26 protein-coding genes are annotated in these 25,217 nt (G+C 30.6%); 21 read left to right on the top strand and 5 right to left on the bottom strand.

Annotated features, from left to right (window positions below; all coding sequences use genetic code 11):
- The first annotated feature begins 2 nt into the window (after window positions 1–2).
- The 15 genes from yhbY (at window position 3) to BQ7474_RS04270 (ending at window position 10,669) form a co-directional block, all read left to right on the top strand.
- A complete protein-coding gene (yhbY, locus tag BQ7474_RS04340) occupies window positions 3–287 on the top strand; it encodes a ribosome assembly RNA-binding protein YhbY (RefSeq protein WP_073997762.1) in 285 nt (94 codons plus the stop codon).
- 12 nt (window positions 288–299) lie between these two features.
- Window positions 300–896: a nicotinate (nicotinamide) nucleotide adenylyltransferase gene (nadD, locus tag BQ7474_RS04335; RefSeq protein WP_073997761.1), complete on the top strand. Its 597-nt coding sequence runs from the start codon at window positions 300–302 to the stop codon at window positions 894–896.
- Complete coding sequence (yqeK, locus tag BQ7474_RS04330) at window positions 889–1,443, top strand: bis(5'-nucleosyl)-tetraphosphatase (symmetrical) YqeK (protein WP_073997760.1); 555 nt, start codon at window positions 889–891, stop codon at window positions 1,441–1,443. The genes nadD and yqeK overlap by 8 nt, the downstream gene beginning before the upstream one ends.
- Window positions 1,436–1,744, top strand: coding sequence for a ribosome silencing factor (gene rsfS / locus BQ7474_RS04325; RefSeq protein ID WP_073997759.1), 309 nt, complete (start codon window positions 1,436–1,438; stop codon window positions 1,742–1,744). The genes yqeK and rsfS overlap by 8 nt, the downstream gene beginning before the upstream one ends.
- A gap of 28 nt (window positions 1,745–1,772) precedes the next feature.
- Window positions 1,773–2,393 (top strand): ComEA family DNA-binding protein, encoded by a 621-nt coding sequence (locus tag BQ7474_RS04320; RefSeq protein WP_073997758.1) that lies wholly within the window; start codon window positions 1,773–1,775, stop codon window positions 2,391–2,393.
- Window positions 2,394–2,401: 8 nt separating this feature from the next.
- Entirely contained in the window at window positions 2,402–2,830 is a 429-nt protein-coding gene (locus BQ7474_RS04315) for an RrF2 family transcriptional regulator (RefSeq protein WP_073997757.1), read from the top strand.
- Window positions 2,811–5,426, top strand: a complete 2,616-nt coding sequence (alaS, locus tag BQ7474_RS04310; protein WP_073997756.1) for an alanine--tRNA ligase — start codon at window positions 2,811–2,813, stop codon at window positions 5,424–5,426. Before BQ7474_RS04315 ends, alaS begins: the two co-directional genes overlap by 20 nt.
- Before the next feature lie 12 nt (window positions 5,427–5,438).
- Window positions 5,439–5,699, top strand: coding sequence for an IreB family regulatory phosphoprotein (locus BQ7474_RS04305; protein WP_044566221.1), 261 nt, complete (start codon window positions 5,439–5,441; stop codon window positions 5,697–5,699).
- Window positions 5,692–6,111, top strand: a complete 420-nt coding sequence (gene ruvX, locus BQ7474_RS04300; RefSeq protein WP_073997755.1) for a Holliday junction resolvase RuvX — start codon at window positions 5,692–5,694, stop codon at window positions 6,109–6,111. Before BQ7474_RS04305 ends, ruvX begins: the two co-directional genes overlap by 8 nt.
- A complete protein-coding gene (locus BQ7474_RS04295) occupies window positions 6,104–6,346 on the top strand; it encodes a DUF1292 domain-containing protein (protein WP_073997754.1) in 243 nt (80 codons plus the stop codon). Before ruvX ends, BQ7474_RS04295 begins: the two co-directional genes overlap by 8 nt.
- The gene (locus BQ7474_RS04290) at window positions 6,336–6,779 is read left to right on the top strand and encodes a Fur family transcriptional regulator (protein ID WP_073997753.1); all 444 of its coding nucleotides are present in this window, start codon (window positions 6,336–6,338) and stop codon (window positions 6,777–6,779) included. The genes BQ7474_RS04295 and BQ7474_RS04290 overlap by 11 nt, the downstream gene beginning before the upstream one ends.
- Entirely contained in the window at window positions 6,776–8,455 is a 1,680-nt protein-coding gene (locus tag BQ7474_RS04285; protein WP_073997752.1) for a ribonuclease J, read from the top strand. The genes BQ7474_RS04290 and BQ7474_RS04285 overlap by 4 nt, the downstream gene beginning before the upstream one ends.
- Window positions 8,442–9,071 carry an O-methyltransferase gene (locus BQ7474_RS04280; protein ID WP_073997751.1) on the top strand — a complete coding sequence of 210 codons (630 nt, stop codon included), beginning with the start codon at window positions 8,442–8,444 and terminating at the stop codon, window positions 9,069–9,071. The genes BQ7474_RS04285 and BQ7474_RS04280 overlap by 14 nt, the downstream gene beginning before the upstream one ends.
- Window positions 9,071–10,312, top strand: a complete 1,242-nt coding sequence (locus BQ7474_RS04275; protein WP_073997750.1) for a peptidase U32 family protein — start codon at window positions 9,071–9,073, stop codon at window positions 10,310–10,312. The genes BQ7474_RS04280 and BQ7474_RS04275 overlap by 1 nt, the downstream gene beginning before the upstream one ends.
- Before the next feature lie 81 nt (window positions 10,313–10,393).
- The gene (locus BQ7474_RS04270; RefSeq protein ID WP_082187881.1) at window positions 10,394–10,669 is read left to right on the top strand and encodes a hypothetical protein; all 276 of its coding nucleotides are present in this window, start codon (window positions 10,394–10,396) and stop codon (window positions 10,667–10,669) included.
- A gap of 118 nt (window positions 10,670–10,787) precedes the next feature.
- On the opposite strand, the gene BQ7474_RS04265 is transcribed toward BQ7474_RS04270, so the two are convergent.
- Window positions 10,788–11,057, bottom strand: a complete 270-nt coding sequence (locus BQ7474_RS04265) for a hypothetical protein (RefSeq protein WP_073997749.1) — start codon at window positions 11,055–11,057, stop codon at window positions 10,788–10,790.
- A 213-nt stretch (window positions 11,058–11,270) separates the two neighbouring features.
- Here BQ7474_RS04265 and dut point away from each other — a divergent pair, with 213 nt between their 5' ends.
- The 6 genes from dut (at window position 11,271) to BQ7474_RS04235 (ending at window position 18,901) form a co-directional block, all read left to right on the top strand.
- Window positions 11,271–11,702 carry a dUTP diphosphatase gene (gene dut / locus BQ7474_RS04260; protein WP_073997748.1) on the top strand — a complete coding sequence of 144 codons (432 nt, stop codon included), beginning with the start codon at window positions 11,271–11,273 and terminating at the stop codon, window positions 11,700–11,702.
- Window positions 11,702–12,235, top strand: a complete 534-nt coding sequence (locus BQ7474_RS04255) for a hypothetical protein (RefSeq protein WP_073997747.1) — start codon at window positions 11,702–11,704, stop codon at window positions 12,233–12,235. The genes dut and BQ7474_RS04255 overlap by 1 nt, the downstream gene beginning before the upstream one ends.
- A 65-nt stretch (window positions 12,236–12,300) precedes the next feature.
- Complete coding sequence (gene mutS, locus BQ7474_RS04250; RefSeq protein WP_073997746.1) at window positions 12,301–14,916, top strand: DNA mismatch repair protein MutS; 2,616 nt, start codon at window positions 12,301–12,303, stop codon at window positions 14,914–14,916.
- Window positions 14,916–16,697 (top strand): DNA mismatch repair endonuclease MutL, encoded by a 1,782-nt coding sequence (mutL, locus tag BQ7474_RS04245; RefSeq protein WP_177343661.1) that lies wholly within the window; start codon window positions 14,916–14,918, stop codon window positions 16,695–16,697. Before mutS ends, mutL begins: the two co-directional genes overlap by 1 nt.
- On the top strand, window positions 16,687–17,634 hold the full coding sequence (miaA, locus tag BQ7474_RS04240) for a tRNA (adenosine(37)-N6)-dimethylallyltransferase MiaA (RefSeq protein WP_073997744.1): 948 nt from the start codon (window positions 16,687–16,689) through the stop codon (window positions 17,632–17,634). Before mutL ends, miaA begins: the two co-directional genes overlap by 11 nt.
- A complete protein-coding gene (locus BQ7474_RS04235) occupies window positions 17,624–18,901 on the top strand; it encodes a methionine gamma-lyase family protein (RefSeq protein WP_073997743.1) in 1,278 nt (425 codons plus the stop codon). Before miaA ends, BQ7474_RS04235 begins: the two co-directional genes overlap by 11 nt.
- An 18-nt stretch (window positions 18,902–18,919) precedes the next feature.
- Here BQ7474_RS04235 and BQ7474_RS04230 read toward each other — a convergent pair whose 3' ends face one another.
- From BQ7474_RS04230 to BQ7474_RS04215, 4 genes are all read right to left on the bottom strand, one after another.
- Entirely contained in the window at window positions 18,920–19,900 is a 981-nt protein-coding gene (locus tag BQ7474_RS04230) for a tyrosine recombinase XerC (protein ID WP_073997742.1), read from the bottom strand.
- 188 nt (window positions 19,901–20,088) lie between these two features.
- Window positions 20,089–21,630, bottom strand: coding sequence for a ribonuclease Y (gene rny, locus BQ7474_RS04225; RefSeq protein ID WP_073997741.1), 1,542 nt, complete (start codon window positions 21,628–21,630; stop codon window positions 20,089–20,091).
- A 100-nt stretch (window positions 21,631–21,730) separates the two neighbouring features.
- Window positions 21,731–23,479 (bottom strand): ABC transporter ATP-binding protein, encoded by a 1,749-nt coding sequence (locus BQ7474_RS04220; RefSeq protein ID WP_073997740.1) that lies wholly within the window; start codon window positions 23,477–23,479, stop codon window positions 21,731–21,733.
- The gene (locus tag BQ7474_RS04215) at window positions 23,472–25,205 is read right to left on the bottom strand and encodes an ABC transporter ATP-binding protein (protein WP_073997739.1); all 1,734 of its coding nucleotides are present in this window, start codon (window positions 25,203–25,205) and stop codon (window positions 23,472–23,474) included. Before BQ7474_RS04215 ends, BQ7474_RS04220 begins: the two co-directional genes overlap by 8 nt.
- Window positions 25,206–25,217 lie beyond the last annotated feature (12 nt).

Genomic DNA, 25,217 nt, shown 5'->3' with positions numbered 1-25,217 from the left:
TAATGATTAGTAGTAAACAAAGAGCAAAGCTAAAGGCACTTAGCCATGATTTTAAGCCAGTTATTAATATAGGTAAAAACTCACTTACAGAAGAAACTTTAGGAGCCATAGACGAAGTTTTAGAGGCTCGTGAACTTATAAAAATTAAAGTTTTAAATAATAATCTTGATGACCAAGATGAGATAGTAAAAACTCTATTAGAAGAATTGAATGCTGAGTTTGTCAATCACCTAGGCAGTATTATTACTATCTATAGAAAAAATGACGATAATAAATATCAAATATAGTTAGGATTAATTATGAAAATTGGTTTATATGGAGGAACATTTGATCCAATACATGTTGGACATTTAATAGTCATGGAAAATGTATTTAATTTTCTAGACATAGATAAAATAATAATTCTTCCAAGTTCCAATCCTCCTCACAAGGTAAATAAACAAAAAACAAAAACTGAACTCAGGGTTGAGATGGTGAAAAGAGCGATTACAGATAACCCAAGAGTAGAACTTTCCACCTATGAAGCAAGAAATGATGATGTTGTTTATACCCATGAAGCGCTCGATTACTTCAAAAAATCATATCCTGAAGATGAATTCTATTATATCATGGGAGAAGACTCTTTTATGACAATAGACACTTGGAAAAATTACGAAAATATTTTAAATGATAGGTTAATTGTATTTACAAGATCAAACACTGATAGTGACAGTGATCTTGTGAAAAAAGTTGATCAAATAAAAAAAGATAATAAAGAAATATATCTTATAAATAACCTAAATATAAATATATCATCTACCCTAATAAGAAATTTAGTAAAAGAGGGTAAGAGTATAAAATACCTAGTTACCGATGAAGTTATAGATTTTATAGGAGAACATAATCTATATGTATGATTTGAAAAATTGGAAAAATAACTTGATAGAAGATATTGGGTTAAAAAGGTTCAAACACTCAAAAAGAGTCATGGAAACCGCTCTAAAACTTAACACAAGCGTAGATGATGATTTGGTTAAAACTGCAGCGATACTTCACGACTGTGCAAAATACAATGAGGATAAGTATCTGGAATTATTTGCTGATAATATAAGCGCTGAGACTATTAATTATAAATCTGTTTTGCACTCTTTTTTAGGAGCGGAAGTAGCTAAAAAAGTGTATAATGTAGATAATTACCAAGTACTTGATGCTATAAGATACCATACTACAGGTAAAGAAAATATGAGTGAATTAGAAAAAATAATTTACTTGGCTGATGCTATTGAACCTGAAAGATCTTATCCTGGCGTAGATGAATTAAGAGATTTGGCAAAAAAAGATATAGACCAAGCAATTCTATATAGCTTAAGTCACAATATAATCTTTTTAACAAACAAACTAAGCTTGATTCATCCTTTAACTATAAGTGCTTATAACTACTTGATTAAGGAGAAAAATGAATAAATTAGATATTATTTTAAAAGTTTTAGATGACAGAAAAGCTGAAGATGTAAAAGTCTTAGAACTTAGCGATTCTTCTATAGCTGATACCTTTGTAATTGCAACAGGTACTTCAGTCATCCAAACTAAAGCTCTAGCAGACTATATTGAAGAAGAGCTTGGCAAAAACGGATATGAATTGCTATCTAAAGAAGGTTTGCGTGAAGGGGAATGGATACTAATGGATGCAGATGATATTATTGTCCACATATTCACACAAAGACAAAGAGAATTTTATGGAATAGACGATTTATGGGAAGAATAGCCTTCTCATAAATTGCTAGGTTTTCAATATGGATGATAAGAGAAAAGATAAAATTATAATGGGTCTAATCATAGTTATTGTAGCTTTAATTGCTAATAACTATGTTAAGAATAACGAAGATGATTTATTAAAATCAGAAATTTCTTTACTTGATACATCCTCAGATGCAATATCACCTGCAGATGAAGACGAAAACGTTGAAATAGATGAAATGAAAGTCTACATTTCTGGTGAGATTGGTAAAGAAGGTGTCTACGAATTTGAAGATGGTGACAGGCTAGATGATCTGATTAAAAAAGCTGGTGGTTTGACAGAAAATGCTAATGCAAAAGATTTAAACCTTGCTATGAAACTTGAAGATGAGATGAAGATATACATACCTAGTATCTATGAAGTAAGTAGCGATGATGCTAATGATACAATACCAATTATAACATCTGATAGTAACGATTCTAGCAAGAATAAGGTAGATATTAATAAAGCCAGCAAGGAAGAATTGATGACCTTGCCAAATATTGGAGACAAGAGAGCTGATTCGATCTTAGAATATAGAGAATCTAACAAATTTGAATCTATAGAAGATTTGAAAAATGTAAATGGAATTGGAGAGAAATTTTATCAATCTCTTAAAGATTTGATAACTGTATAGGAGATATAATGAAATTATCAACTAGAAGTAAATATGGTCTAAGAGCTATATGCTACTTGGCAGAAAATGAAGATAGAGGATATATATCTGTTTCTGAAATATCAGAAAATCTTGACTTATCAGATAACTACCTTGAACAACTTATAAGGCTACTTAAAAACGCTAATATAGTTGAGTCCACTAGAGGGCCAAAAGGTGGCTATAAGCTAGTAAAAAAACTTGATCAAATAACGGTTGGTGAAGTTTTAAGAGTTCTAGAAGGTACTTTTAATGTTACAGGATGCCTTGAAGATGGAAGTCATTGTGACAATGAATGTAGGGCATATTTTGCCTTCAATAAATTAGATGAAGCTATAAATGATACTATTGATTCCATAACCTTAGATACTATGGTAAATCAAAATAATAGGAGAGTCGATGAAAAACTTAGGAGTTAACGAGCTTAGAAAATCTTATATAGATTTTTTTGGCAATGAAAAAAATCATACAATTTTAAAATCTTTTTCCCTAATACCAAAAGATGATGAATCTTTGCTTTTAATCAATGCAGGAATGGCACCACTTAAGAAATATTTTACTGGTGAAGAAAGCATGAAAAATAATAGAGCAACCTCTTCACAAAGATGTGTTCGTACAGGAGATATTGAAAGAGTCGGAAAGACTGAACGCCATGGAACATATTTTGAAATGTTGGGCAACTTTTCTTTTGGGGATTATTTTAAAAAAGAAGCTATAACATGGGCATATGAATACTTGACCAAACATCTAGATATTTCTAAGGATTTATTATGGGTTACTGTCTACAAAGATGACGAGCAAGCTTATAATATTTGGAAAGATGAAGTAGGAATGCCAAAAGAACGTATACTACGTCAAGATAAGGATGAGAACTTCTGGGAACTAGAAGTTGGTCCATGCGGACCATGTTCTGAAATATTCGTAGACAGGGGGCCTAGCAAAGCAGTAGATGAAAATGACAACGCTCCTGGAAATGATGACTCTGATAGGTTTTTAGAGATATGGAACCTAGTATTTACTCAATTTAATAAGGACAGTGAAGGAAATTATACACCTTTAGCTCATCCTAATATAGATACTGGAATGGGACTTGAAAGAATTGCCATGGTTCTTCAACAAAAAGATAATATATTTGAGATTGATATAGCCCAAGATATTATAAGTGAAATAGAAAAAGTATCAGGTAAATCATATAAGAAAAATCCAAAAGATGATGTTTCAATCAGAGTTATAACTGACCATGTCAAAGCTATGACATTCCTTGTTTCTGATGGCGTAGTTCCATCAAATGAAAAACGTGGATATGTGCTTAGAAGACTTATTAGGCGTGCTTACAGACACGGAAAGCTTCTTGGTATAGAAGGTGAATTTTTAACTAAAATTGTAAGTAAAGTTATCGATTCCTATAAAGACGAATATCAAGAATTAGCTCATAATAAAGATCATATACTTGAAGTTATCATTGAAGAAGAAGACAGGTTCCAAAAAACTATAGACCAAGGCTTGGATAGATTAAATAGTTTAATATCTGAAATGGAAAAAGATGGTGAGAAGATCTTAGATGGATCTGAAGCTTTTAAATTGTACGATACCTATGGATTTCCTCTTGATTTAACAAAAGAGATATTAAATGAACAAGACTACGATGTAGATGAAGATAAATTTAACAAAGAGATGGCAGATCAAAGAGAAAAAGCCCGAAATGCAAGGAAAAAAGATGCTGGTTGGTCACTTGATAATATAGTTACTGATGGAATAAATCTTACAGAATTTGTTGGTTATGATAATTTATCAGTAAATGCTAATATTATTAATATATTTGACGAAAATGGCCAAGTAACATCGCTAAAAGAGGGCGAAGAAGGTATAATAGTAACTGATAAGACTTCATTTTATGCTGAAGGCGGCGGTGAAGTTGCTGATATAGGTTATATATATAATAAAAATGCTAAAGCTAAAGTTACAGATGTTCAAAAGAAAAATGATATTTATTTTCATTATGTAGAAATCATAGATGGAGAAATTCATGTAAATGAAGAATACACTTTTGAGGTAAATAAAACTCGCCGCTTAGATATAACAAGAAATCACTCAGCAACTCACTTATTAGATCAAGCTCTCAGAGATGTATTAGGAGATGGTATAAGCCAAGCAGGTTCTTTAGTAGATGATGAGAAGCTAAGATTTGATTTTACCTATAATGGATCACTTACAGCTAGCCAAAAAAGGGAAATAGAAGATGTAGTTAATGAAAAAATAAGAGAACAGTTAGATGTAAGAAAAGAAATTCTTCCATTTAAAAAATCTCAAGAAATGGGAGCTATAGGACTATTTGAAGATAAGTACAAAGACGAAGTTAGAGTTGTTTCCATAGGAGATTATTCTAAAGAATTGTGTGGCGGATGTCATGTTAACAATTCATCTGAAATCTTAATGTTTAAAATAATAAGCGAGTCTTCAGTATCTGCAGGCGTTCGTAGAATAGAAGCCATAAGCGGAAAAAAAGTTTACGAGCTTATACAAAAACAAAAATGTGACCTAGAACAAATAGCTAATGATTTAGGAACTAGAGAAGATTTAATTGAAAACAGAATCAGAGCTATTAAAGAAGAAATCTCAAATCAAAAAGAAGAAATAAAAAGATTAAAATCATCTTCAAATAAAGATACTTTTGAACAATTAAAGCAAGCAGTTGAAAAGAAAGATGATATAAATCTACTTATTTATAAGTTTGAAGATGCGACTACAGATCAGATGCGTGATTACGAAAATAGATTAAAGCAAACATTTGATAATTTAGTCATAGTTTTTGCAAGTCTAAGTAATAATAAGTTGATATTTACAGTATCTGTAGATGATAGCTTAACTAATAGATATGATGCAGGAAAAATAGTAAGAGAGATAAGTCAGTTAACTGGTGGAAACGGCGGGGGAAGAAAGAACTTCGCACAAGCTGGAGGAAAAGATATTTCTAAGGTAGATCTTGCTTTAGAAAGAGCTCATCAGATTATATAGAGGAGTTTTAAAATGACTGAAAATAATAATTTTAACGAAACTATTGCTTTTAAACCTGAAAGAGATGACCAAAAGGATATTAGAGAGATTCTAACAACTGTTTATAATGCCCTAGAAGAAAAAGGTTATAAGCCAACAGGGCAAATTGTTGGATATTTGTTATCTGGCGATCCTACCTATATTACAGCTCATAATGGTGCACGTAAACTAATAAGAGTTGTAGATAGAGATGAAATACTTGAAGAATTATTAAATAGCTATATCAATGACTAGGATAATGGGTCTGGATGTAGGTGATAAAACTATTGGGGTTGCTCTTAGCGACCCTATGTTTTTGATGGCTCATCCTATAGAAACAATAAAAAGAAGAAAAGCAAGTCTAGACATTCAAAGGCTAGTTGAAATTATAGAAACACAGGATGTAGAAACAATTGTAGTAGGTCTTCCTAAAAATATGAATAATTCCATAGGCCCTCAATCTATGAAAGTAATGAGTTTTGTAGATTTGCTAAGAAAGCAAACTGACAAAACGATTGTTTATGAGGATGAAAGAATGACTACTCTTCAATCAGAAAGAGTACTTATTGATATGGATGTTAGACGAGAAAATAGGAAGAAGTATATAGATAAAATTGCAGCTACATTTATCTTGCAAAGCTATTTAGACAGGAGAAACAATGGATAGTATTGTTTTATATGATGAAGATAATAATGAAGTCAAATTTAATATAATAGATACTTTCGGAGTAGATGACAAAAATTACTGTGCCCTTCAACAATACGATGATGATTTAATACTTATAGCTGAAGTAATAAATAATGACGATGAAGTCATTTTTAAAGCAATTGAAGATCAAGAAGAATTAGATGAAATCATCAAATTGTATGAAGAAATGAAGGAAGAAACCAATGGAAACTAAAGAAGTTAGAAAAATTTTTGAAGATCATAATCAAAAGTTCACAAAGCAAAGAGAGATTATTTTTAATGTTCTAAAAGATAGCTCTCCAAAGCATGTTACACCAGAAGAGCTATTTTCCATTGTTCATGAGGATAATAAGCAAGTAGGAATTGCAACAATATATAGAACTTTAAATATTTTTGAAGAATTAGGTATTGTTAACAAACAAGAGTTTACTGACAATGCCTACACTTATGAGCTTATAGATTCACTAAATGACCACCACGACCATATTATTTGTACTAGTTGTGGGAAAATAATAGAAGATGAATGTATAAATAAAAATGAATTGACAAAGTCATTAAAAGATATGTATGATTTTGATATGAAATATTATTCTCTTAGAATTTATGGCACATGCTCCGAATGTCAAAAACTTAAGGAGTATAAATGAGACATGAGAAAAAATTAAAGCTAATTCCTATTGGGGGATTACAAGAAATTGGTAAGAACTGTACTATAGTTGAATACGGAAATGACATGGTTATGATAGACTGTGGTCTAACATTTCCTGACCAAGATATGCTTGGAGTAGACATAGTAATACCAGATTTTACCTATGTAGAAGAAAACAAAGATAAACTAAGAGGTATATTTGTAACCCACGGTCACGAAGACCATATTGGAGCTATACCTTACTTTTTAAAGAGTGTTGATACAAATGTATATTGTTCAAAATTGACAAAAGGACTCTTAGAAAATAAATTCAAAGAACATGGATTAAATCCAAATAGAATCAAAATGGTAAACGTCAACAATAAAGTTAATGTTGGGGATTTAAGTGTAGAATTTATTAGGGTTAGCCACTCTATACCAGATTCATGTTCTATAGCAGTTAAATCACCTGTAGGTACAATACTATTTACAGGCGACTTTAAAATGGACTTTACTCCAATTGATGGAGACCCAACAGATATACAAAGACTGGCAGAACTAGGAAAAAAAGGACTACTAGCAGTTTATGCTGATAGTACTAACGTTGAAAGACCAGGCCATTCACTAAGTGAAAAAGAAGTTGGAGATACCTTTATAAGGATTTTTGGACAAGTAAGTGGTAGGATAATTGTTGCAACCTTTGCAAGTAACCTTCACAGAGTTCAACAGGTAATATATGCGGCTGAAAAATACAACAGAAAAGTTGCTCTTTCTGGTCGATCAATGCTAAATAACGTTAAAATTGCTAGCGATTTAGGATATTTGAAGGTTAAGAGCAATACACTAATTGATATGAAAAATATCAAATCCTATGCTGATGATGAGATAGTTGTCCTATCGACAGGTACTCAAGGTGAGCCACTATCTGCTCTAACTAGAATGGCAAATGGAGAACACAAACAAATTCACCTAAATGAAACAGATACTGTTATACTTTCTTCATCAGCTATTCCAGGCAATGAGATAGCTATCAATAATACCATTAATAAACTAACAAAGATTGGTGTAAATATAATCTATGCATCTTTGGCAAAAGTCCATGCATCTGGTCACGCTTGCCAAGAAGAAATAAAATTAATGTACCAACTAACTACACCAAAATACTTACTACCTGCCCATGGAGAAGCTCGTCAATTGAAAACTCACCAACAGATAGCCGAAGACATGGGAATGGATAAAGATAAAATATTTATTCTAGAAAATGGTGATGTACTAGAGTTTACTAAAAAGACGGCAAAAGTTACAGGAAAAGTAACAGCTGGAAAAATCTTAGTAGATGGTTCTGGTATAGGTGATGTAGGCAATATAGTACTAAAAGATAGAAAACACCTATCAGAAGATGGTCTTATGGTAGTATCCATTACTTTTGATAGAAATACCCAAGCGTTACTGGCAGGTCCAGAAATAGTATCTCGTGGTTTTGTTTACGTGAAAGAAAACCAAGATATTATAGAAAACTCAAAAGAAGTAGTACTGAGATCTGTTGAAAAATGTCAAAAAGAAGAAATTAGAGCTTTAAGTCAAATAAAATATCAAATTAGAGAAGACTTAAAATCTTATTTGTACAATGAGCTAGGCCGTGATCCTATGATATTACCAGTAATATCAGAAGTAGAAAATAATGAGATATATTAATTACCAACACACTAGTGATTATTTAGAAAACATTATTGAAGATAGGGACTTTTTAGACCTAAGAGAATATGCTTTAAAAAATGATGTTCCTATAATGAATATCGAGAGCAAAGAATTTATTAAAAGTATATTGGCTATTCAAAGACCAAAATCTATCCTAGAACTAGGAACGGCTATAGGATATTCGTCCTTAGTTTTTTATAAATATACTAAAGCTGATATTACTACTATAGAATTGGACGAATCTACATCAAAAATAGCCCAAAATAATTTTGATAAATTCCATGCTCCAATAAATTTAATAAACGATGATGCAATGAAAGCCTTGAATAATATAAATCAAGGCTTTGATTTTGTTTTTATTGATGCCAATAAAGCTCACTATGAGGACTATTTTAAAATTTGTGCTGATTTATTAAATGATGGAGGGATAATAATATCTGATAATGTTCTATTCAAAGGTATGGTCCTAAATGATGATTTGATAAATAAAAGAATGATCACTATAGTAAAAAGATTAAGAAATTACCTATCCTATGTATCCGATAGAAAAGACTTCACAACTTCTATCATTCCAATAGGTGATGGTTTAACTATAAGCGTTAAGGAGAAATAATGGATAAAGAAAAAGTAGAATTGCTTGCCCCCGCTGGTGATATGGAAAGATTAAAAGCTGCTGTAAAATTTGGTGCAGATGCTGTATTTATGGCTGGAGATAGCTTTGGACTTAGAGCAAATGCGAAAAATTTTGATAGACAAGCTATGATTGAAGCTGTGAAATTTGCCCATGATAATGATGTTAGAGTTCATATAACAATGAATATAGTACCTCACGATGAAGATATGAACGGTATTGAAGATTACTTAAAGTTCCTTGATGAAATAGGCGTTGATGCTCTTATAATTTCAGATCCTGGTATTTTTTCATTGGCTAAGGAACTAACCAATATAGATCTTCATATATCAACACAAGCTTCTGTAACCAACACAGCAACTGTTAATTTCTGGTATAAGATGGGCGCAAAAAGAGTCATACTAGCTCGTGAACTATCTTTAGATGAAATAATTGAGATTAGAGACAATACTCCAAAAGATTTGGAAATAGAAGTATTTGTCCATGGAGCAATGTGTATATCTTATTCAGGTAGATGTCTACTTTCTAACTATATGACAGGACGAGATGCCAACAGAGGGGATTGTGCTCAAGCTTGTAGGTGGAAATATAGCATACAAGAAGAAAATAGGCCAGGAGAATATTACCCTATAGAAGAAGATGGATCAGGAACTTATATAATGAACTCTAAGGACCTATGTTTGATAGATGAACTTGATAAGCTAATAGAAGCAGGTATTGATAGTTTTAAAATCGAAGGACGAATGAAGACAGAGTTTTATGTTGCAACCGTTATAAGAAGCTATAGACAAGCTATAGATGCTTTTTATGAAGGCAATTATAATAAAGAGACTATTCAAAAGTATTTTAATGAAGTTGAGAAAGCAAGTCACAGGCACTATACAAAGGGATTCTTTAATAACAAACCTGATGGAGATGGTCAAATCTATGAGACTTCATCATATATTAGAAAATATGACTTCATAGGCAAGGTATTAGATTACAATAAAGATACTAAAGAAGCTATAATTGAACAAAGAAATAGATTTTTACTAGGCGAAGAGATTGAAATATTTGGTAATAGCAAAGATTTTGTTGAATTTAAAATCGATAATATGAGGGACTCTAAAGGTCAAGATATTGAAGTTGCTAACAAAGCCAAAGAAAAAATATATATGACAATTGATCATCCACTTGAGAAAGGAGACCTACTAAGAAGAGCCATTATCGAAGATAATGACTGATTTTTTAGAAAATAAACATAATAAATTTTAAATTATCTTTATTTGGGTATAAATTATATTGCAAGAGAAAAGGAGTTAAAAATGACAGATAAAAAAGAAAACGAAAAAATTATCAATCCTGAAACTGGAAAAGAAGAAGAAACTAGTCAATTTGAAGGTGATGAATCTTTAGAAGAAAAAGTAAAATCTACTGATCAAAACTTAAATTTCGAAGATCCTGATGACAAATATACTACTGACACAGAGTATAGAAACACTACAATTGATGAGGCAGGACAAGTATCTGCGCCAAGTGCTGAAGGAAGAAGAACAAGAGTTGACGAACTTTCAGAAAATCCATCAGAAAGTGATAATTAATAAACCAATATTGATTTGAAAATTGACCAAGCATTGCAAAAGTTGCAATAGCTTGGTTTTTTGTTATAAAAAACCTCCAATTCATAAGTGAAATGGAGGCCTATGTAAGTATTATAAACTATTTATCTTTAGAAGGATTTTCAGATAAATCATCCTCACGAGTTCTTCTGCTTTCAACTCCAACGTTAGAGATTTGATCTGCTTCATCAACTTCTGTTTTTAGTTCTTCTTGGTCAGGAGAATATTTATTATCTATATCATCTCCACCCTTTGATGTTTCTGATGCACGAGATTTTTTATCAAGTTCATCATTACCGTCATATTGGCTAGAGCAGCATTCTTTACCTGTTTTTGGATCAATTACTTTATCTTTTTTCTTTTCTGTCATAATTTACTCCCTTTTTCTATATGTACATTTTATCTTTAATATAATTATAATACACTTAGATTTTTATTGCAATATCTTTAACAAATTCTGTAATAGTTATTAAGATTTTGAGCTATTATCACATTATTAACTAAAATAATTCCAAATTTTATTTTAATCTCTTTGTAATTATAGGTGAAAATTGGTATATTATTGTGTAGTGAAGGTGATAAAATGAATAAAAAATTTAAAATTATGACAGATGGCCCAATGCCATCTTATCAGACATCGGGTTCATGTGGCATAGACTTATATTGTTCAAATGATGAAGACGTAATAATTGAACCTGGAGAAATGAAAAAAATAAATACAGACCTCAGGCTAGAAATTCCTGAAGGTTTTTTTGGTGCAGTATATCCTAGATCTTCAACTGGAGTTAAAAAACATCTGATGCTAGCAAATACTGTGGGAGTTATAGACTCAGACTATAGAGGGGAGATTATGATATTTATGTATAACTATGGTAAAAGCCCCCAAGCTATTAAAAAAGGTGATAGGATAGCTCAATTAGTAATTCAACCTTATGAAAAATGTGAACTAATCAAAGTTGATAACTTAGAAGAAACGGATAGAGGTGATGGTGGCTTTGGTTCCACTGGAAATTAATGAATAATAATTTTTCAAAAGTTTTTAAAAAGAATAAATATCGTATATTTTTAATATTAGCCACCATACTAATCCTTAGTTTAGCTTTTACAGTCTTTAAAAAAGTAAGTAGCGAGAACGAAATTGCAAAATATGATAATGAGATATTGATAGTAAAAGGTAATGGTGACCAGCTTGACTCTCTAACCTTAAAAGAATTAAGAAGTATAGGTAGCCAAAAACTTGATGTTAGCATTAATAATGGTCTTGAGACAATACCGGTTGAAGGAATATCTATAGAGCAGATTATTGGAAAGCTTGACTACAACCTAAAAGATAGTGGCGTAATGGTAATTGAGGATGATGAAGGAAACTCAAAAAGGGTAGCTATGTCAGATGTATTAGAGCCAGGAAAAATATATCTGGTATACAGAATTGATGGTAAACCAATTTATGATGCAAATCCAGGCTATGGTAAAATGATAATCATAGATACATCAACAAATTCATCAGCAAAATGGATAACGAATGTTAAGACTCTAGATATAAAGTAAGAAGATATAGCTTTATAGTGAGTCTTTTTGTTATGGTATAATATTATTAAAGATAGGGGATGGCTATGAAGGACAATTTTAAGTATGAAAAACTAACACCAATGTTGAAGCATTACATAGATGTAAAAGATTCTTTTAAAGATGCACTGCTCTTATATAGGGTGGGGGATTTTTTTGAGTCTTTTTTTGACGATGCCATTATTATTAGCAAAACATTGGGACTTACCCTAACAGGCAAAGAATGTGGACATGATAAGAAAGCTCCAATGTGTGGAGTACCACACCATGTAATTGATAACTATGTAGGCAAACTTGTAAAAAAGGGATACAAGGTTGCTTTATGTGATCAAGTAGAAGATCCTAAAGAAGCTAAAGGACTTGTTAAAAGAGCCATAACTAGAGTTGTAACGCCAGGAACCATTACAGATATAGATACACTTGATAATAGAGAAAACAATTACTTGCTATCAATTTTTCAAAATGATTTTGGCCTTGGACTTACATATTGTGACATATCTACAGGTCAATTAACAAGTTTTGAAATTAAAGGATCAAAAGATTTAATAGCGAAAAGAACTATAGACCAAATAGAAAAAATCAATCCTTCAGAAATAATAATAAATAGTAATTTTAGTTTAAAAGATGTTTTAATATATTTAAAGCAAGAATCAGATGTATTTTTAAACTATATAGATGATGATAATAATTACTGTAAGATTAATAAAAAAATTACAAAATACCTATCAATAGATAACTTTAAAAAAATAGAGAACAAACGACTTTGCCTTGTTTCTACGGCAAACTTACTCGACTATATTTATAAATTTTATGACGATAAACTCATCCATATCAACAATATTGAAATTTTAGAAATAAATAACTATCTACAGCTAGAAGCAAATACTAGAAAAAACTTAGAATTACACAGAAATCTTAATAATAATAATAGCAAAGAAGATACTGTACTAAACATTATTGATAAATGCGATACAGTAATGGGTTCTAGACTGATAAATCAATGGCTAGAAAGGCCTCTCATCGACAAAGAAAAGATAGACAGAAGACTTGATATAGTTCAATATTTTTATAATAATCCAATAGATTCACAAAATATTTCTAACTTTTTAAAAAATGTTATGGATTTAGAACGATTAATAGGAAAAATATCTTATAAAAGAGCCAATGCTAGAGATTTTATATCACTTAAAAACTCTCTAGAAGATATTCCTAGATTAAAATCTTATCTAGAAGATTCAGATGATGAAATAATCAGAAATCTTGGCATTAACCTACCTGATATATCAGATATATATAAATTATTTGAAAAATCTATAGTGGACGACCCACCTATATCTATAACAGAAGGTGGAATAATAAAAGAAGGATATTCTAATGAACTTGATGATTTAAAAATATCCTCAGAAGAAGCTCTAACAAAACTTACAATTTATGAAAGTGAAGAAAGAGAAAAAACCGGTATTAAAAATTACAAAATAATTTTTAATAAAAATAACGGTTATTCTATAGAAATAACAAAAAGCAACTTAGACAAAGTTCCCGAATCTTACATAAGAAAACAAACCTTAAAGAATCAGGAACGATATACCACTGAAAAACTTGAAGAACTAAGCAGCTTAATTTTAAATGGCAAGGATCAAGTTAATGAGATTGAATACCAATTATTTAATGAAATAAGGGATATTTTATTAGAAAAAACTTTAATGCTCCAAGCCTTGGCAAAAATGATTGCTAATATTGATTGCCTAAACACCTTATCTAGAGTTGCTAATTTCAATAATTATGTTAGACCAAAGCTTAATGATGGCAACCAAATCATAATAAAAGATGGTAGGCATCCTGTAATAGAAAGTAAACTTAAAGAAAATGAATTTATTGCTAATGATACTGATATAGGTGAAGACGATAATTTGATTCAAATAATTACCGGCCCTAATATGGCTGGCAAGTCGACTTATATGAGACAAATGGCCATTATAATAATACTGGCTCAAATGGGATCTTTTGTACCAGCAAGCTATGCCGATATAGCTATATGTGATAAGGTATTTTCTAGGATTGGAGCAAGCGATAATATTTCCAAGGGCGAATCTACATTTATGCTAGAAATGAATGAGGTAAGCAATATTTTAAAAAATGCAAGCCCTAAGTCTTTTGTTATTTTAGATGAAGTTGGAAGAGGAACTTCATCAGATGATGGATTAAGTATTGCTATGGCTTTAGTAAAATATATATCGAAAGTTAAGAAATTTAAGACTGTTTTTGCAACTCATTTTCATGAGCTAACAATTCTTGAAAACGAGCTAGATAATGTTAAAAATCTTAAAATTGAAATATTAAATGAAAATGACAATCTAATATTCCTTAGGAAGATATCTTCTGGAAAATCTGACAGGTCGTATGGAATTGAAGTAGCCAAACTAAGTGGTCTTCCTGTTGAAATAATAGAGGATGCCAAAGTCTTTATGGATAAAATTTCGGATGATGATTATTTTCAAACAAATAAGACTAAGAATATTGTAGATACTATAGATGATATAAATTTAAAAAATATGGAAGAAATTATATCTCTAACAAAGGATATTAATGTTAACGCCCTAACTCCTCTAGAAGCAATTAATAAGCTTAATTCCTTAGTAGAAAGGATTAATGGTTTAGCATAATGACTATTAGAAAATTAGACCAATATACAATAGAACAGATAGCAGCAGGAGAGGTAATTGAATCACCTGTTTCTGTTGTAAAAGAACTGGTAGAAAATTCGATAGATGCTAAGGCAAAATGTATTACAGTTGAAATTAAAAACGGTGGAAAAACTTATATAAGAGTTACTGATGATGGAAGTGGTATAGCTAAAGATGACCTCAAACTTGCATTTGAAAAGCACACTACATCAAAAATAGTACATTTTGAAGATTTATATGATATTTATTCTCTAGGTTTTAGGGGCGAAGCTTTATCCACTATAGTTAGTGTTGCAAATGTCAAAGCTATTACTAAAACTTCTGATACTAATATTGGTAGTAAAATTGAGTTTGCAAACAACAAAGTCAAAGAATCATCGATTGCTACAAATATAGGAACAAGTATAGAAGTCTTAAATATTTTTGCTAATATTCCTGCTAGATATAAATTTTTAAAATCAGACCTAGCTGAGTCAAATGCGATTACTAAATTGATGTATTCTTTAGCTTTAGGCTATAATAACATAGGATTTAAATATGTAAAAGATGATAGATTAGAATTTAAAACTTCAGCTAACGAACCGCTTGATCTTAGGATTTATAACTTGCTAGATGATAATCTAAAGGATGAGCTGATTGAGATAGATGAAAGCAATGAGATTTATACTGTGAAAGGATATATTTCAAATTCAAACTACTACAGAGCATCCAGATCCCTTCAGTATCTATATGTTAATAATAGATTAGTTGATAGTCCTTTAATCATTAATACAATTGAAAATGAATATAAGACTTATATACCTAATGGAAGATTTCCAGCTTTATTTTTATTTATTTGCACTAATCCAAAGAATCTAGATATAAATGTGCATCCTAACAAGAGAACCATAAAGTTTATTTATGAAGATAATTTATTATCCTTGCTTAGTGATTGTGTATATAAATCTCTGGCAGAAAATATTTACCCAAATAAAATGCCAATTAATGAAAATAAGACTAAGTCTTTGTTAGATTTTAGTGATTATACAAGTGTCTTAGAGAAATATCAAAATTCTTCTATTGTAAAGGAAAATAAGCCTTCCTATGAGGATAATAATTTTTTTGAAAATATGAATCAATTATCTGATAAAAAGGTTAATACTTCCAATAATAATGACATTGTTTCTGAGGATATTGATATCATTTCTTTTACCGAAGAAAAATCATATGCTTACCTAACTAGTGTTTTTTCTAGATATTCATTGTTTGAATCTTCTAATGGTAAAATTATTTTGATGGATGCAAGAAGAGCTAATGAAGCAATACTTTATAACAAGTTTTTGGAAGAGTTAGAAAATGGTAATGTCAGTCAGCAATTATTATTAGATCCTATAGTCATTAAGTTAAAAGCTAATGATAAGTTAAAATTTGTGGATAAAAAAGATTACTTAATGTATATGGGATTTGATATTGACCTGATTACTGAGGATGAAGTTATAATAAGATCAATTCCTAAAATATTTGATAATGACAATTACAATAATTTCTTTTATGACTTACTAGATCTAGATTTAGCGAATAAAGGTGATTTATTTTATAAAAATATACGAAAGTATATTAAATCTAAGTCATTTAGAAAGGGCTATAAGCTAAGAGAAATAGAAGCCACGAAATACCTAAATGACCTATTAAAGCTCGACAATCCATACAAAACTTATGATGGTAAATCTATTATTATAGAATTAACTGACAAAGATTTGGAGAGATATTTTGAAAGATAAAGTAATTATAATAACAGGGCCTACAGCTAGTGGCAAGAGTGATATATCAATAAATGTTGCCAAGGCTTTTAGTGGACAAATAATATCTGCCGATAGCCAGCAAATTTATAAAGATATGAACATAGGAACAAATAAAATAGATCAAACTTACGGCATAAATCATCATTTAATTGATCTAATTAATCCAAATGAAAACTTTACAGTGGAAGATTTCTCTTCAAAAGCAAGATTATTGATTCATCAAATTAATGAATATGGGGATATTCCAATACTTACCGGTGGTACTGGATTCTATATAGATTCTATTTTATTTGATATGAATTATGGAGCAACTCCCAGAGATTCTGATCTAAGAAATGAACTAGAAGCAATAGCTGATAATAAGGGAAACTCATATTTATATGATAGACTTAAGTATATTGATCCCCTTACAGCTGATAAATACCATGAAAACGAAAGAAATAGGATAATAAGATCCCTTGAGATATATGAACTTACAGGTAAAAAGCCTTCTGATGTAAGAAGTGGTGAAAAAGCATTAAACAAAAAAGTCGATCCGATTTTATTCTTCTTAAATTTCAAAGACAGATCTGGTCTTTACGAAAAGATTAATAATAGAGTTATCGAAATGATCTCTAACGGTCTAATAGAAGAATTTGTAAACGTAGTTAAGGCCTATAGGCTAGATAGAGAATCACAATCTATGTCAGCTATTGGATATAAGGAAATCTTTCCTTTTATAAAAGATGAAATAGATATTGATGAACTTATAGATTTGATACAAAAAAATACAAGGCACTACGCAAAAAGGCAAGTAACATGGATGAAAAGATACCTAAATTATGACTTTGCCCATGAGATTATTATGGATAATCTAAGCAAAAATGATGCTAGTGATATAATTATTAGTACAATTAAGGATATTTATGAATTTTAACGAAATATATAATCATTATAATATAGATAGCTCATTTGATAATATTATAAATAAGGCTCAAGCTAGTCTAATTAATGATTTTAATAAATTAGAAGAAATTGCTGAAATCAATCAAGTAAAAGTATTAAAAGCATTCAATAAAAATAATCTTAATACTCAAGATTTTATTAGTGCAACCGGATATGGTTATGCAGATACAGGTAGGGCAAAGTTAGAAGAAATATATGCTGATATCTTTAAGGCTGAAGATGCCTTAGTAAGACCAAGTATAGTTGCAGGAACACATGCTTTATCATTGGTCTTATTTGCTCTATTAAATTATGGAGATAAAATGGTTGCCATAACTGATGATCCTTACGATACCATGCAACAAGTAATAGGAATTGTAGGCAATAAAAAAGGTAATTTGATTTCAAAGGGAATTTCTTATGACAAACTGAGCCTAGATGAAAATAATCAAATTGATTATCAAAATATTCACAAAGTTGTTGATAAAAAGACTAAATTAGCACTAATTCAAAGATCTACTGGCTATACTCAAAGACGCGCCTTTACAATAGAAGAAATTGAAAAAGCTGTTAATGAAATTAGAAAAGCGAATCCTGAAACAATTATTTTTGTTGATAATTGTTATGGAGAATTTACCGAAGATAAAGAACCTATAGAAGTTGGAGCTGATATTCTAGCTGGTTCATTAATTAAAAATCTTGGTGGTGGTATTGCAATAACTGGTGGATATATTGTAGGAAAAAAGGATTTGATAGAGTATTGTTCAAATACTTTAACAGCCCCAGGAATCGGTAAGGACGAAGGATTAAGCTTTGGTACAACTAGACAAGTATTGCAAGGCCTATATTTTGCGCCACAAATTGTTAAAGAGGCTATAAAAGTAGGGATGTTGTTTGGGAAAGTATTTAATGAACTTGGTTATGAAGTAATTCCAAAAATCGGAGACCATCAAAGTGACGTAGTTCAAGCTATAAAATTTGAAGATCCGGACAAGGTCATTACATTTTGTAAAGCTATACAAGAAGCATCTACAGTTGATTCAAATTTAATCCCAGAACCTTTTCCTATGCCAGGATATGAAGATCCTGTAATAATGGCTGCAGGTGGATTTGTAGAAGGATCAACTTCAGAGTTATCTGCTGATGGTCCACTAAGAAGTCCATATATAGCATACTTACAGGGTGGATTAAATTACTACCATGGAAAGCTCGCTCTAAAACTCGTTTTAAGCCGTTTTAAAAATCAAGGATACATATAGGTACCCTTGATTTTTTATCTATATGTCTAATTTTGAAAGTGGATTCTTATTGACAGCATCTTTTAAATCTTCATCATCTAAGTGAGTGTAAATTTGTGTTGTAGAAATATTTGTGTGCCCTAGAATATCTTTTAAGGCTCTTATATCAACATTGCCATACTTATACATCAAAGTTGCAGCAGTATGTCTAAGTTTGTGGGTAGAGTACAAAGAAGTGTCAAATCCAGCCTTGTTAAGGTATTTTTCTATAGTTGATTGTACAGCTCTATTTGAAATTCGATTTTTTCTAGTAGATACGAATAAAGCATCTATATACATACCATCCAAATATTTATTTCTTATATTTAAATAATTATGAATTAGTTTAAGGGCATTTTCAGTTAAGTAAACAGTTCTTTCTTTATTTCCTTTTCCAATTATCTTAAAGTGATCATTTTCTATATCTGATACATTTATAGATACCAGCTCAGATAAGCGCATTCCAGTTGTAAGGAATGTGAATATAATAGCTAAGTCACGAGCTCTCAGAAATTCGTTCTTTTCAGCATTGACTACCGTTAATAATCTTTCAGTTTCATCCAAAGTGAGGTAGACGGGCTGCCTTTGGCTGATTTTTGGATTTCTCAGTTTCTCTGTAATATTCTCGTCAATAACTTCAATTTCCTGATAGAGGTACTTATAAAAAGATTTTATAGCTGAAATCTTTCTCGACCTAGTAGTAGGATTATCATTTTTTTCATTATCTAAATATGAGAGATAAGCATAAAAATCAGCAATCGTAAGATTAGCTAAGAATTTAGCATCAATTATTTTTTTCATATCTGTATCTTTAAATTCTTTCACAAATGAGCTTTGATCTCCATAATAAACTTTTCTTAGAATTTGATATTTGAAAAAAACTTCTAAATCATATCCGTATTCTTTAATTGTATTGGGAGATAGACCTCGAATTGATTTTAAGAAATTTAAATAGTCTATAAGTAGTATTGGTTGATTCATAAATTGCTCCAAATAGCATAAATTATAGTTTTCATAATATTATTGTACTGATACTTTATATATTTACAATTATTGCACAAAATTATTATTTTGTGCAATAATTTATATTCTAAAATCTCTCTCTTTCAAAAACTAAAAAACTGCCACTATTTATATTAATGGCAGTTTGTCATAATTACTCTTAATAATTATCTTGCATATTCTATCGCATTTGATTCTCTAAGAACATTTACTTTTATTTCTCCTGGATATTCTAATTCATCTTCAATTCTTTTTGCAATCTCTCTAGCAACTACAATCATTTCATCATCTGTTATTTTTTCTGGTTTAACCATAATTCTAAGTTCTCTACCAGCTTGCAAAGCAAATGATTTTTCTATTCCTTGATATGAATTAGCTATCTCTTCAAGAGACTCTAATCTTCTAATGTAATTTTCTAAGCTTTCTCGCCTAGCACCTGGCCTTGCGGCAGATATTGTATCTGCGGTTTGGACTAATATAGATTCTACACAATTTGGCTCAACTTCACCATGGTGTGATTGGATAGCATTTACAACATACTTGTTTTCACCGTATCTAGTTGCTGCATCTACACCTAGTTCTATATGGGTTCCTGCTACTTCTTGATCTATAGATTTACCTATGTCATGTAGAAGTCCGCCACGTCTTGCTGTTTGTGCATCTGCACCAATTTCTTCAGCAAGCATTCCTGCAAGATTTGCCACTTCAACCGAGTGCTTCATAACATTTTGACCATAGCTGGTTCTAAACTTCATCTTTCCAACCATTCTAATGAGTTGTGGATGTAGGTTATGAACTCCAGCAGCATCAGCAGCTTCTTCACCATCTTCTATGATTCTTTGCTCAACTTCTTCTTCCGCTTTTTGAAGAGTTTCTTCAATTCTAGATGGATTTATACGGCCATCTTGGATCAATCTTTCTAGTGCTACCTTTGCAATTTCACGTCTAACAGGTTCAAAGGATGAAATAACAACCGCTTCAGGTGTATCATCTATAATTAGATCAACTCCCGATAATTGTTCAAAGGCTCTGATATTTCTACCTTCACGTCCTATAATTCTACCTTTCATCTCATCATTTGGAAGAGAAACTACAGATACTGTATTTTCAGCAACTTGTTCGGCTGCGTATCTTTGTATAGTAGTAGCAAGTATTTCTGTTGCAATTTTTTTGCTTTCAGATTTTATGCGTTCTTCACTTTCTTTGATTAGTTTGGCAGTTTCGTGAATAGTTTCGTTTTTGACATTTTCTAGTATAATTTCTTTAGCTTCGTTGTTTGTGAGACCTGCGATATTTTGCAATTCTAACTGTTGTTGTTCAATCAGTTTATCAATGCTGTCTTCTTTTTGTTTTAACCTCTTCTGATCGCTAGAGATCTGATCAGCCTTTTTGTCAATCAATAAAGCTCTATTGTCAAGACTTTCTTCTTTTTTAAACAAACGTGATTCTTTTTTATCTAGTTCATCAGAACGCTTGTTTAACTTCCTATCATTTTCTAATTTGATTTTAGATATTTCATCTTTTGCTTCTTTAAGAGTTTCGCGTCTTAAAGTTTCCGCTTGTTTATTAGCATCTTCGATGATCTGGCGACTTAATGCGTCAGCTGCACCTATCTTTTTTTCACTAGTTACTTTATGATATATGAAGCCTAAAATAAAAGCTAACAATACGAAGGCGACAGTAATGATTATAACAACTGGATTATCCATTTATTATCACCTCCTGTAAAATTTTACTCGGAATTTACATTCCTTTATAATTATACCATAAAATGATTTTTATTAGCAAAAGAAATATCCTATAACAAAATTAGAGACTATAATCTTCTTTCATTTGTTTGTTATACATTTCTTTATAATAACCAGTAGATCTCATAAGTTTGTTATGATCTCCCATTTCTACGATCTTCCCGTGAGATAGTACTATAATATTATCTACTTCTTTAATTGTAGAAAGTCTATGAGCTATTATAAAAGTTGTTCTATTCTCTTTTAGTTTATTAATACCCTGCTGAATTATAGATTCTGTTTCAGTATCTATATTACTAGTAGCTTCATCTAGAATTAATATCTTAGGATTTCTGATATATGCTCTGGCAAAACTTATCAGTTGTTTCTCCCCTTGAGATAAGTTTGATCCACCTTCCATAACTTCTGTGTGTATGCCTTTTATAATCAACCTATCCCCACCTACGGCTCTGAGAGCTTCTTTAATTTCTTTATCACTATAGTCATATCCTAAAGATATATTTTCGCCAATATCCCCTTTAAATAGGAAGGCATCTTGTAGGACTACAGCCATTTCACGCCTTAAATCATCTCTATTAACTTTTGATATATCCTTATCCCCTATAGTGATTTTGCCAGATTGGGGAGAGTAGAAATTTAATAATAGATTTATTAAAGTAGATTTTCCAGAACCAGTTTGTCCAACAAAAGCTACCGATTCTCCTGGATTAACATGAAATGATATACCTTTTATCACTTCTTCGCCTTCAGTATAAGAAAATCTTACATCATAAAAAATAATTTCTTGATTTATATCATCAATTGTGTCAAATAATTCTTCCTGACTTTCTAGCTTTAATATTTCAAAAATATGGCTTGCACTTGCCATTGATTCGTTGACTTCACCAACTCTCATTATTATGAATCTTATTTCATTAAACAATCTTGAAGTGTATTCAAAAATCACATATAAACTACCAATGCTTACTGAATAATAATCAGTGATTTGACCTAAACCAAAATATATCAATATTATTAATGATGCCAAGTAGGAAACAATATCCATGGCCCTGTAACCTGAGTAGGACCTTATTTTTGCAAGCTCCTTAGATAAAGAAAATATACGATTATTAGTCTTATCAAATTTTTCTTTTATATAATTTTCTTTATTAAAAACTTGGATAACTTCCATATTTTGAATATACTCATTAATTTGAGCGTTAATCTCAGAAGTATTTTTCCTAATTTCTCCTGTATATTTTCTCGTGTAAGAAGTGTAAGACTTATAGATTATATATATGATAGGAGCTAATGGTATTAGCATTAAGCCTGCAATAGGGTTAGTGATAAATATAGTAATGCCTAATCCAACAGCAAGGATCATAGAGGTTGTAATATCTGTTATTATTAACTTAAAAAGCATCTTTACTTTATTAGTATCATTTGTGATCCTTGATGATATTTTCCCCGCTGGCAGGTTATCAAAATAAGCAATAGGAAAAGAATTTACCTTATTGTACACATCATTTTGCATTTTATAAGCTATATCATTTGATGCAATTTGAAAAGTAATGAAAGCTCTATTTAAAAAGAAACTAGCAAGCATATTAACTAATAAATAAAGCATCAAATATTTTATTATATTTGCAAAATCAGCGCTAGTAATACCTTCTTTCAAAAGATTATTTATAATGTATCCTATAATTAGTGGCGAGAGTAATTGCAATATAGTATTTAAAAGTGAAAGAACAAATCCTTTGATAAAGGACGCTTTTTCATTTAAGGCATAATTTTTAAGTAAATTTCTTACTTGTTTATCTGCATTAGCCATTATTACCTCCACTTATCTGTTTTATATATTGTTCTTTGTACCAAGTCTCTCTATTCATCAAATCATCGTGATTTCCAGAATCGACTATTTTACCATCTTCTATAATAATTATATTATCACAGTTTTGTACCTGACTTATTCTGTGGGCAATGATTATTGTAGTTTTACCTTTCCTACTAGTGGACAGATTTTTAATAATATTCTGTTCAGTATTTGCATCTACAGCGCTCATAGCATCATCTAGTATCAAGATATCTGGATCTTTCAAAACAGCTCTTGCTATAGCAAGTCTTTGTTTTTGTCCACCAGATAAGGAAACGCCTTTTTCGCCAGTTAATGTATCAAGACCATCAGAAAACTCTTTTATATCTTTTGTAAAGTCTGCAATAGATATTGCTTCATCTATTTCTTTGTCACTAGCATTTAGCTTAGAAAATCTTATATTATTTTTCAACGTATCAGAAAATATCATATGTTCTTGTGGAACATATCCTATTTTATCCTTGAAAGATTTTGATGAGATCTCACTAAATCTGTCATCTGAAATAATAATAGATTCTTTATCAACCTTATATGTATCAAGTAGTTGCCTAATCAAAGTTGTTTTTCCAGATCCAGTTTTACCTATAATCCCTAAAGAACTTCCCTGTTTAATCATTAAATTTATATCTTCTAGGGCTTTCTCATTATTTGATGGATAAGTAAAGTTATAATCTACAAAACTAATAGATGGATTATTATCTACCTTTTCCAAACTATCAGAATTATATATTTCTTCCTTGTAATTTAATACGGCCATTATCCTATCCATTGCAGCATTTGCTTGTTGATTTAGATTCATAAACTCACCAAAGGCAAACATTGGCCAGATAAGCATGTTTAGGTAATAAGTAAAAGATACTACTTGGCCTACGCTTATATCACCTCTAGAAATCAAAACCGCTCCATAGCCAATAGAAATCATATAAGCTAAAGATACTGTAAGCCTTTCTGATGGCTCCATCCATGATTGAAGCTTAGCTAAGTCAATACTCTTATCAGCTAGTTTTCTTGCAGACTTTTTAAAATTATTGTATCTAGTTTCGCCAATATTAAAAACCCTAATAATTCTTATGCCCTCGACATCCTCTAGCACCCTATTTGTTAAGTCATCAAAGCTTTCATTAACTGCTTTTGATCTTATATACCATTTTCCTACGAGCTTAGAATAAGTAATCAAAAATATAAGCATAGGTAAAATTGAAAAAATAGTCAATTTAAAATCAATCGTTGTTACCATCATAATCAAAATAAATATAGGGAAAACTAAAGCATCAAAAAAAGCTAATATTCCAAAACCAGCAAACATTGCAACTTGGCCTACATCTTGGGTAGATTTACTCATTAGAGATCCAGTTGAATTTAACTCAAAAAATCTTTGAGATTGTTTCAAAAACTTACTCATTAGTTTATCTCTTGTAACATATTCCATTAATGATGATGATTTAAAGATATTGTAAGACCAAGCCATAGCTGTTATATATTTTAAAATAATCATTATAAAAGCTATTACCACCATCTTAGTGAATGTGTCCATTGTAAGAGTTCCAAGATAAACCATATCTATTAGCTTACCTGTCAAATAAGGTAAAAATAGAGATATTATATCTGTAACAATGAGAGATATAGATCCTATAATATAATTTTTCTTCGAGTACTTTAGAAACCATTTAAAATTTTTAAACATATATACTCCGTA

The organism is Anaerococcus urinomassiliensis, from assembly GCF_900128425.1.
Classification (GTDB): domain Bacteria; phylum Bacillota; class Clostridia; order Tissierellales; family Peptoniphilaceae; genus Anaerococcus; species Anaerococcus urinomassiliensis.
Note: the sequence above shows the minus strand (reverse complement) of the source record. Positions and strands in the feature narration are given on the sequence as shown.

Excerpts from the sequence above, each read along its gene's own strand:
- yhbY (WP_073997762.1), top strand. The coding sequence starts at position 3 with ATGATTAGTAGTAAACAAAGAGCAAAGCTAAAGGCACTTAGCCATGAT.
- nadD (WP_073997761.1), top strand. The coding sequence starts at position 300 with ATGAAAATTGGTTTATATGGAGGAACATTTGATCCAATACATGTTGGA.
- yqeK (WP_073997760.1), top strand. The coding sequence starts at position 889 with ATGTATGATTTGAAAAATTGGAAAAATAACTTGATAGAAGATATTGGG.
- rsfS (WP_073997759.1), top strand. The coding sequence starts at position 1,436 with ATGAATAAATTAGATATTATTTTAAAAGTTTTAGATGACAGAAAAGCT.
- BQ7474_RS04320 (WP_073997758.1), top strand. The coding sequence starts at position 1,773 with ATGGATGATAAGAGAAAAGATAAAATTATAATGGGTCTAATCATAGTT.
- BQ7474_RS04315 (WP_073997757.1), top strand. The coding sequence starts at position 2,402 with ATGAAATTATCAACTAGAAGTAAATATGGTCTAAGAGCTATATGCTAC.
- alaS (WP_073997756.1), top strand. The coding sequence starts at position 2,811 with ATGAAAAACTTAGGAGTTAACGAGCTTAGAAAATCTTATATAGATTTT.
- BQ7474_RS04305 (WP_044566221.1), top strand. The coding sequence starts at position 5,439 with ATGACTGAAAATAATAATTTTAACGAAACTATTGCTTTTAAACCTGAA.
- ruvX (WP_073997755.1), top strand. The coding sequence starts at position 5,692 with ATGACTAGGATAATGGGTCTGGATGTAGGTGATAAAACTATTGGGGTT.
- BQ7474_RS04295 (WP_073997754.1), top strand. The coding sequence starts at position 6,104 with ATGGATAGTATTGTTTTATATGATGAAGATAATAATGAAGTCAAATTT.
- BQ7474_RS04290 (WP_073997753.1), top strand. The coding sequence starts at position 6,336 with ATGGAAACTAAAGAAGTTAGAAAAATTTTTGAAGATCATAATCAAAAG.
- BQ7474_RS04285 (WP_073997752.1), top strand. The coding sequence starts at position 6,776 with ATGAGACATGAGAAAAAATTAAAGCTAATTCCTATTGGGGGATTACAA.
- BQ7474_RS04280 (WP_073997751.1), top strand. The coding sequence starts at position 8,442 with ATGAGATATATTAATTACCAACACACTAGTGATTATTTAGAAAACATT.
- BQ7474_RS04275 (WP_073997750.1), top strand. The coding sequence starts at position 9,071 with ATGGATAAAGAAAAAGTAGAATTGCTTGCCCCCGCTGGTGATATGGAA.
- BQ7474_RS04270 (WP_082187881.1), top strand. The coding sequence starts at position 10,394 with ATGACAGATAAAAAAGAAAACGAAAAAATTATCAATCCTGAAACTGGA.
- BQ7474_RS04265 (WP_073997749.1), bottom strand. The coding sequence starts at position 11,057 with ATGACAGAAAAGAAAAAAGATAAAGTAATTGATCCAAAAACAGGTAAA.
- dut (WP_073997748.1), top strand. The coding sequence starts at position 11,271 with ATGAATAAAAAATTTAAAATTATGACAGATGGCCCAATGCCATCTTAT.
- BQ7474_RS04255 (WP_073997747.1), top strand. The coding sequence starts at position 11,702 with ATGAATAATAATTTTTCAAAAGTTTTTAAAAAGAATAAATATCGTATA.
- mutS (WP_073997746.1), top strand. The coding sequence starts at position 12,301 with ATGAAGGACAATTTTAAGTATGAAAAACTAACACCAATGTTGAAGCAT.
- mutL (WP_177343661.1), top strand. The coding sequence starts at position 14,916 with ATGACTATTAGAAAATTAGACCAATATACAATAGAACAGATAGCAGCA.
- BQ7474_RS04235 (WP_073997743.1), top strand. The coding sequence starts at position 17,624 with ATGAATTTTAACGAAATATATAATCATTATAATATAGATAGCTCATTT.
- BQ7474_RS04230 (WP_073997742.1), bottom strand. The coding sequence starts at position 19,900 with ATGAATCAACCAATACTACTTATAGACTATTTAAATTTCTTAAAATCA.
- rny (WP_073997741.1), bottom strand. The coding sequence starts at position 21,630 with ATGGATAATCCAGTTGTTATAATCATTACTGTCGCCTTCGTATTGTTA.
- BQ7474_RS04220 (WP_073997740.1), bottom strand. The coding sequence starts at position 23,479 with ATGGCTAATGCAGATAAACAAGTAAGAAATTTACTTAAAAATTATGCC.
- BQ7474_RS04215 (WP_073997739.1), bottom strand. The coding sequence starts at position 25,205 with ATGTTTAAAAATTTTAAATGGTTTCTAAAGTACTCGAAGAAAAATTAT.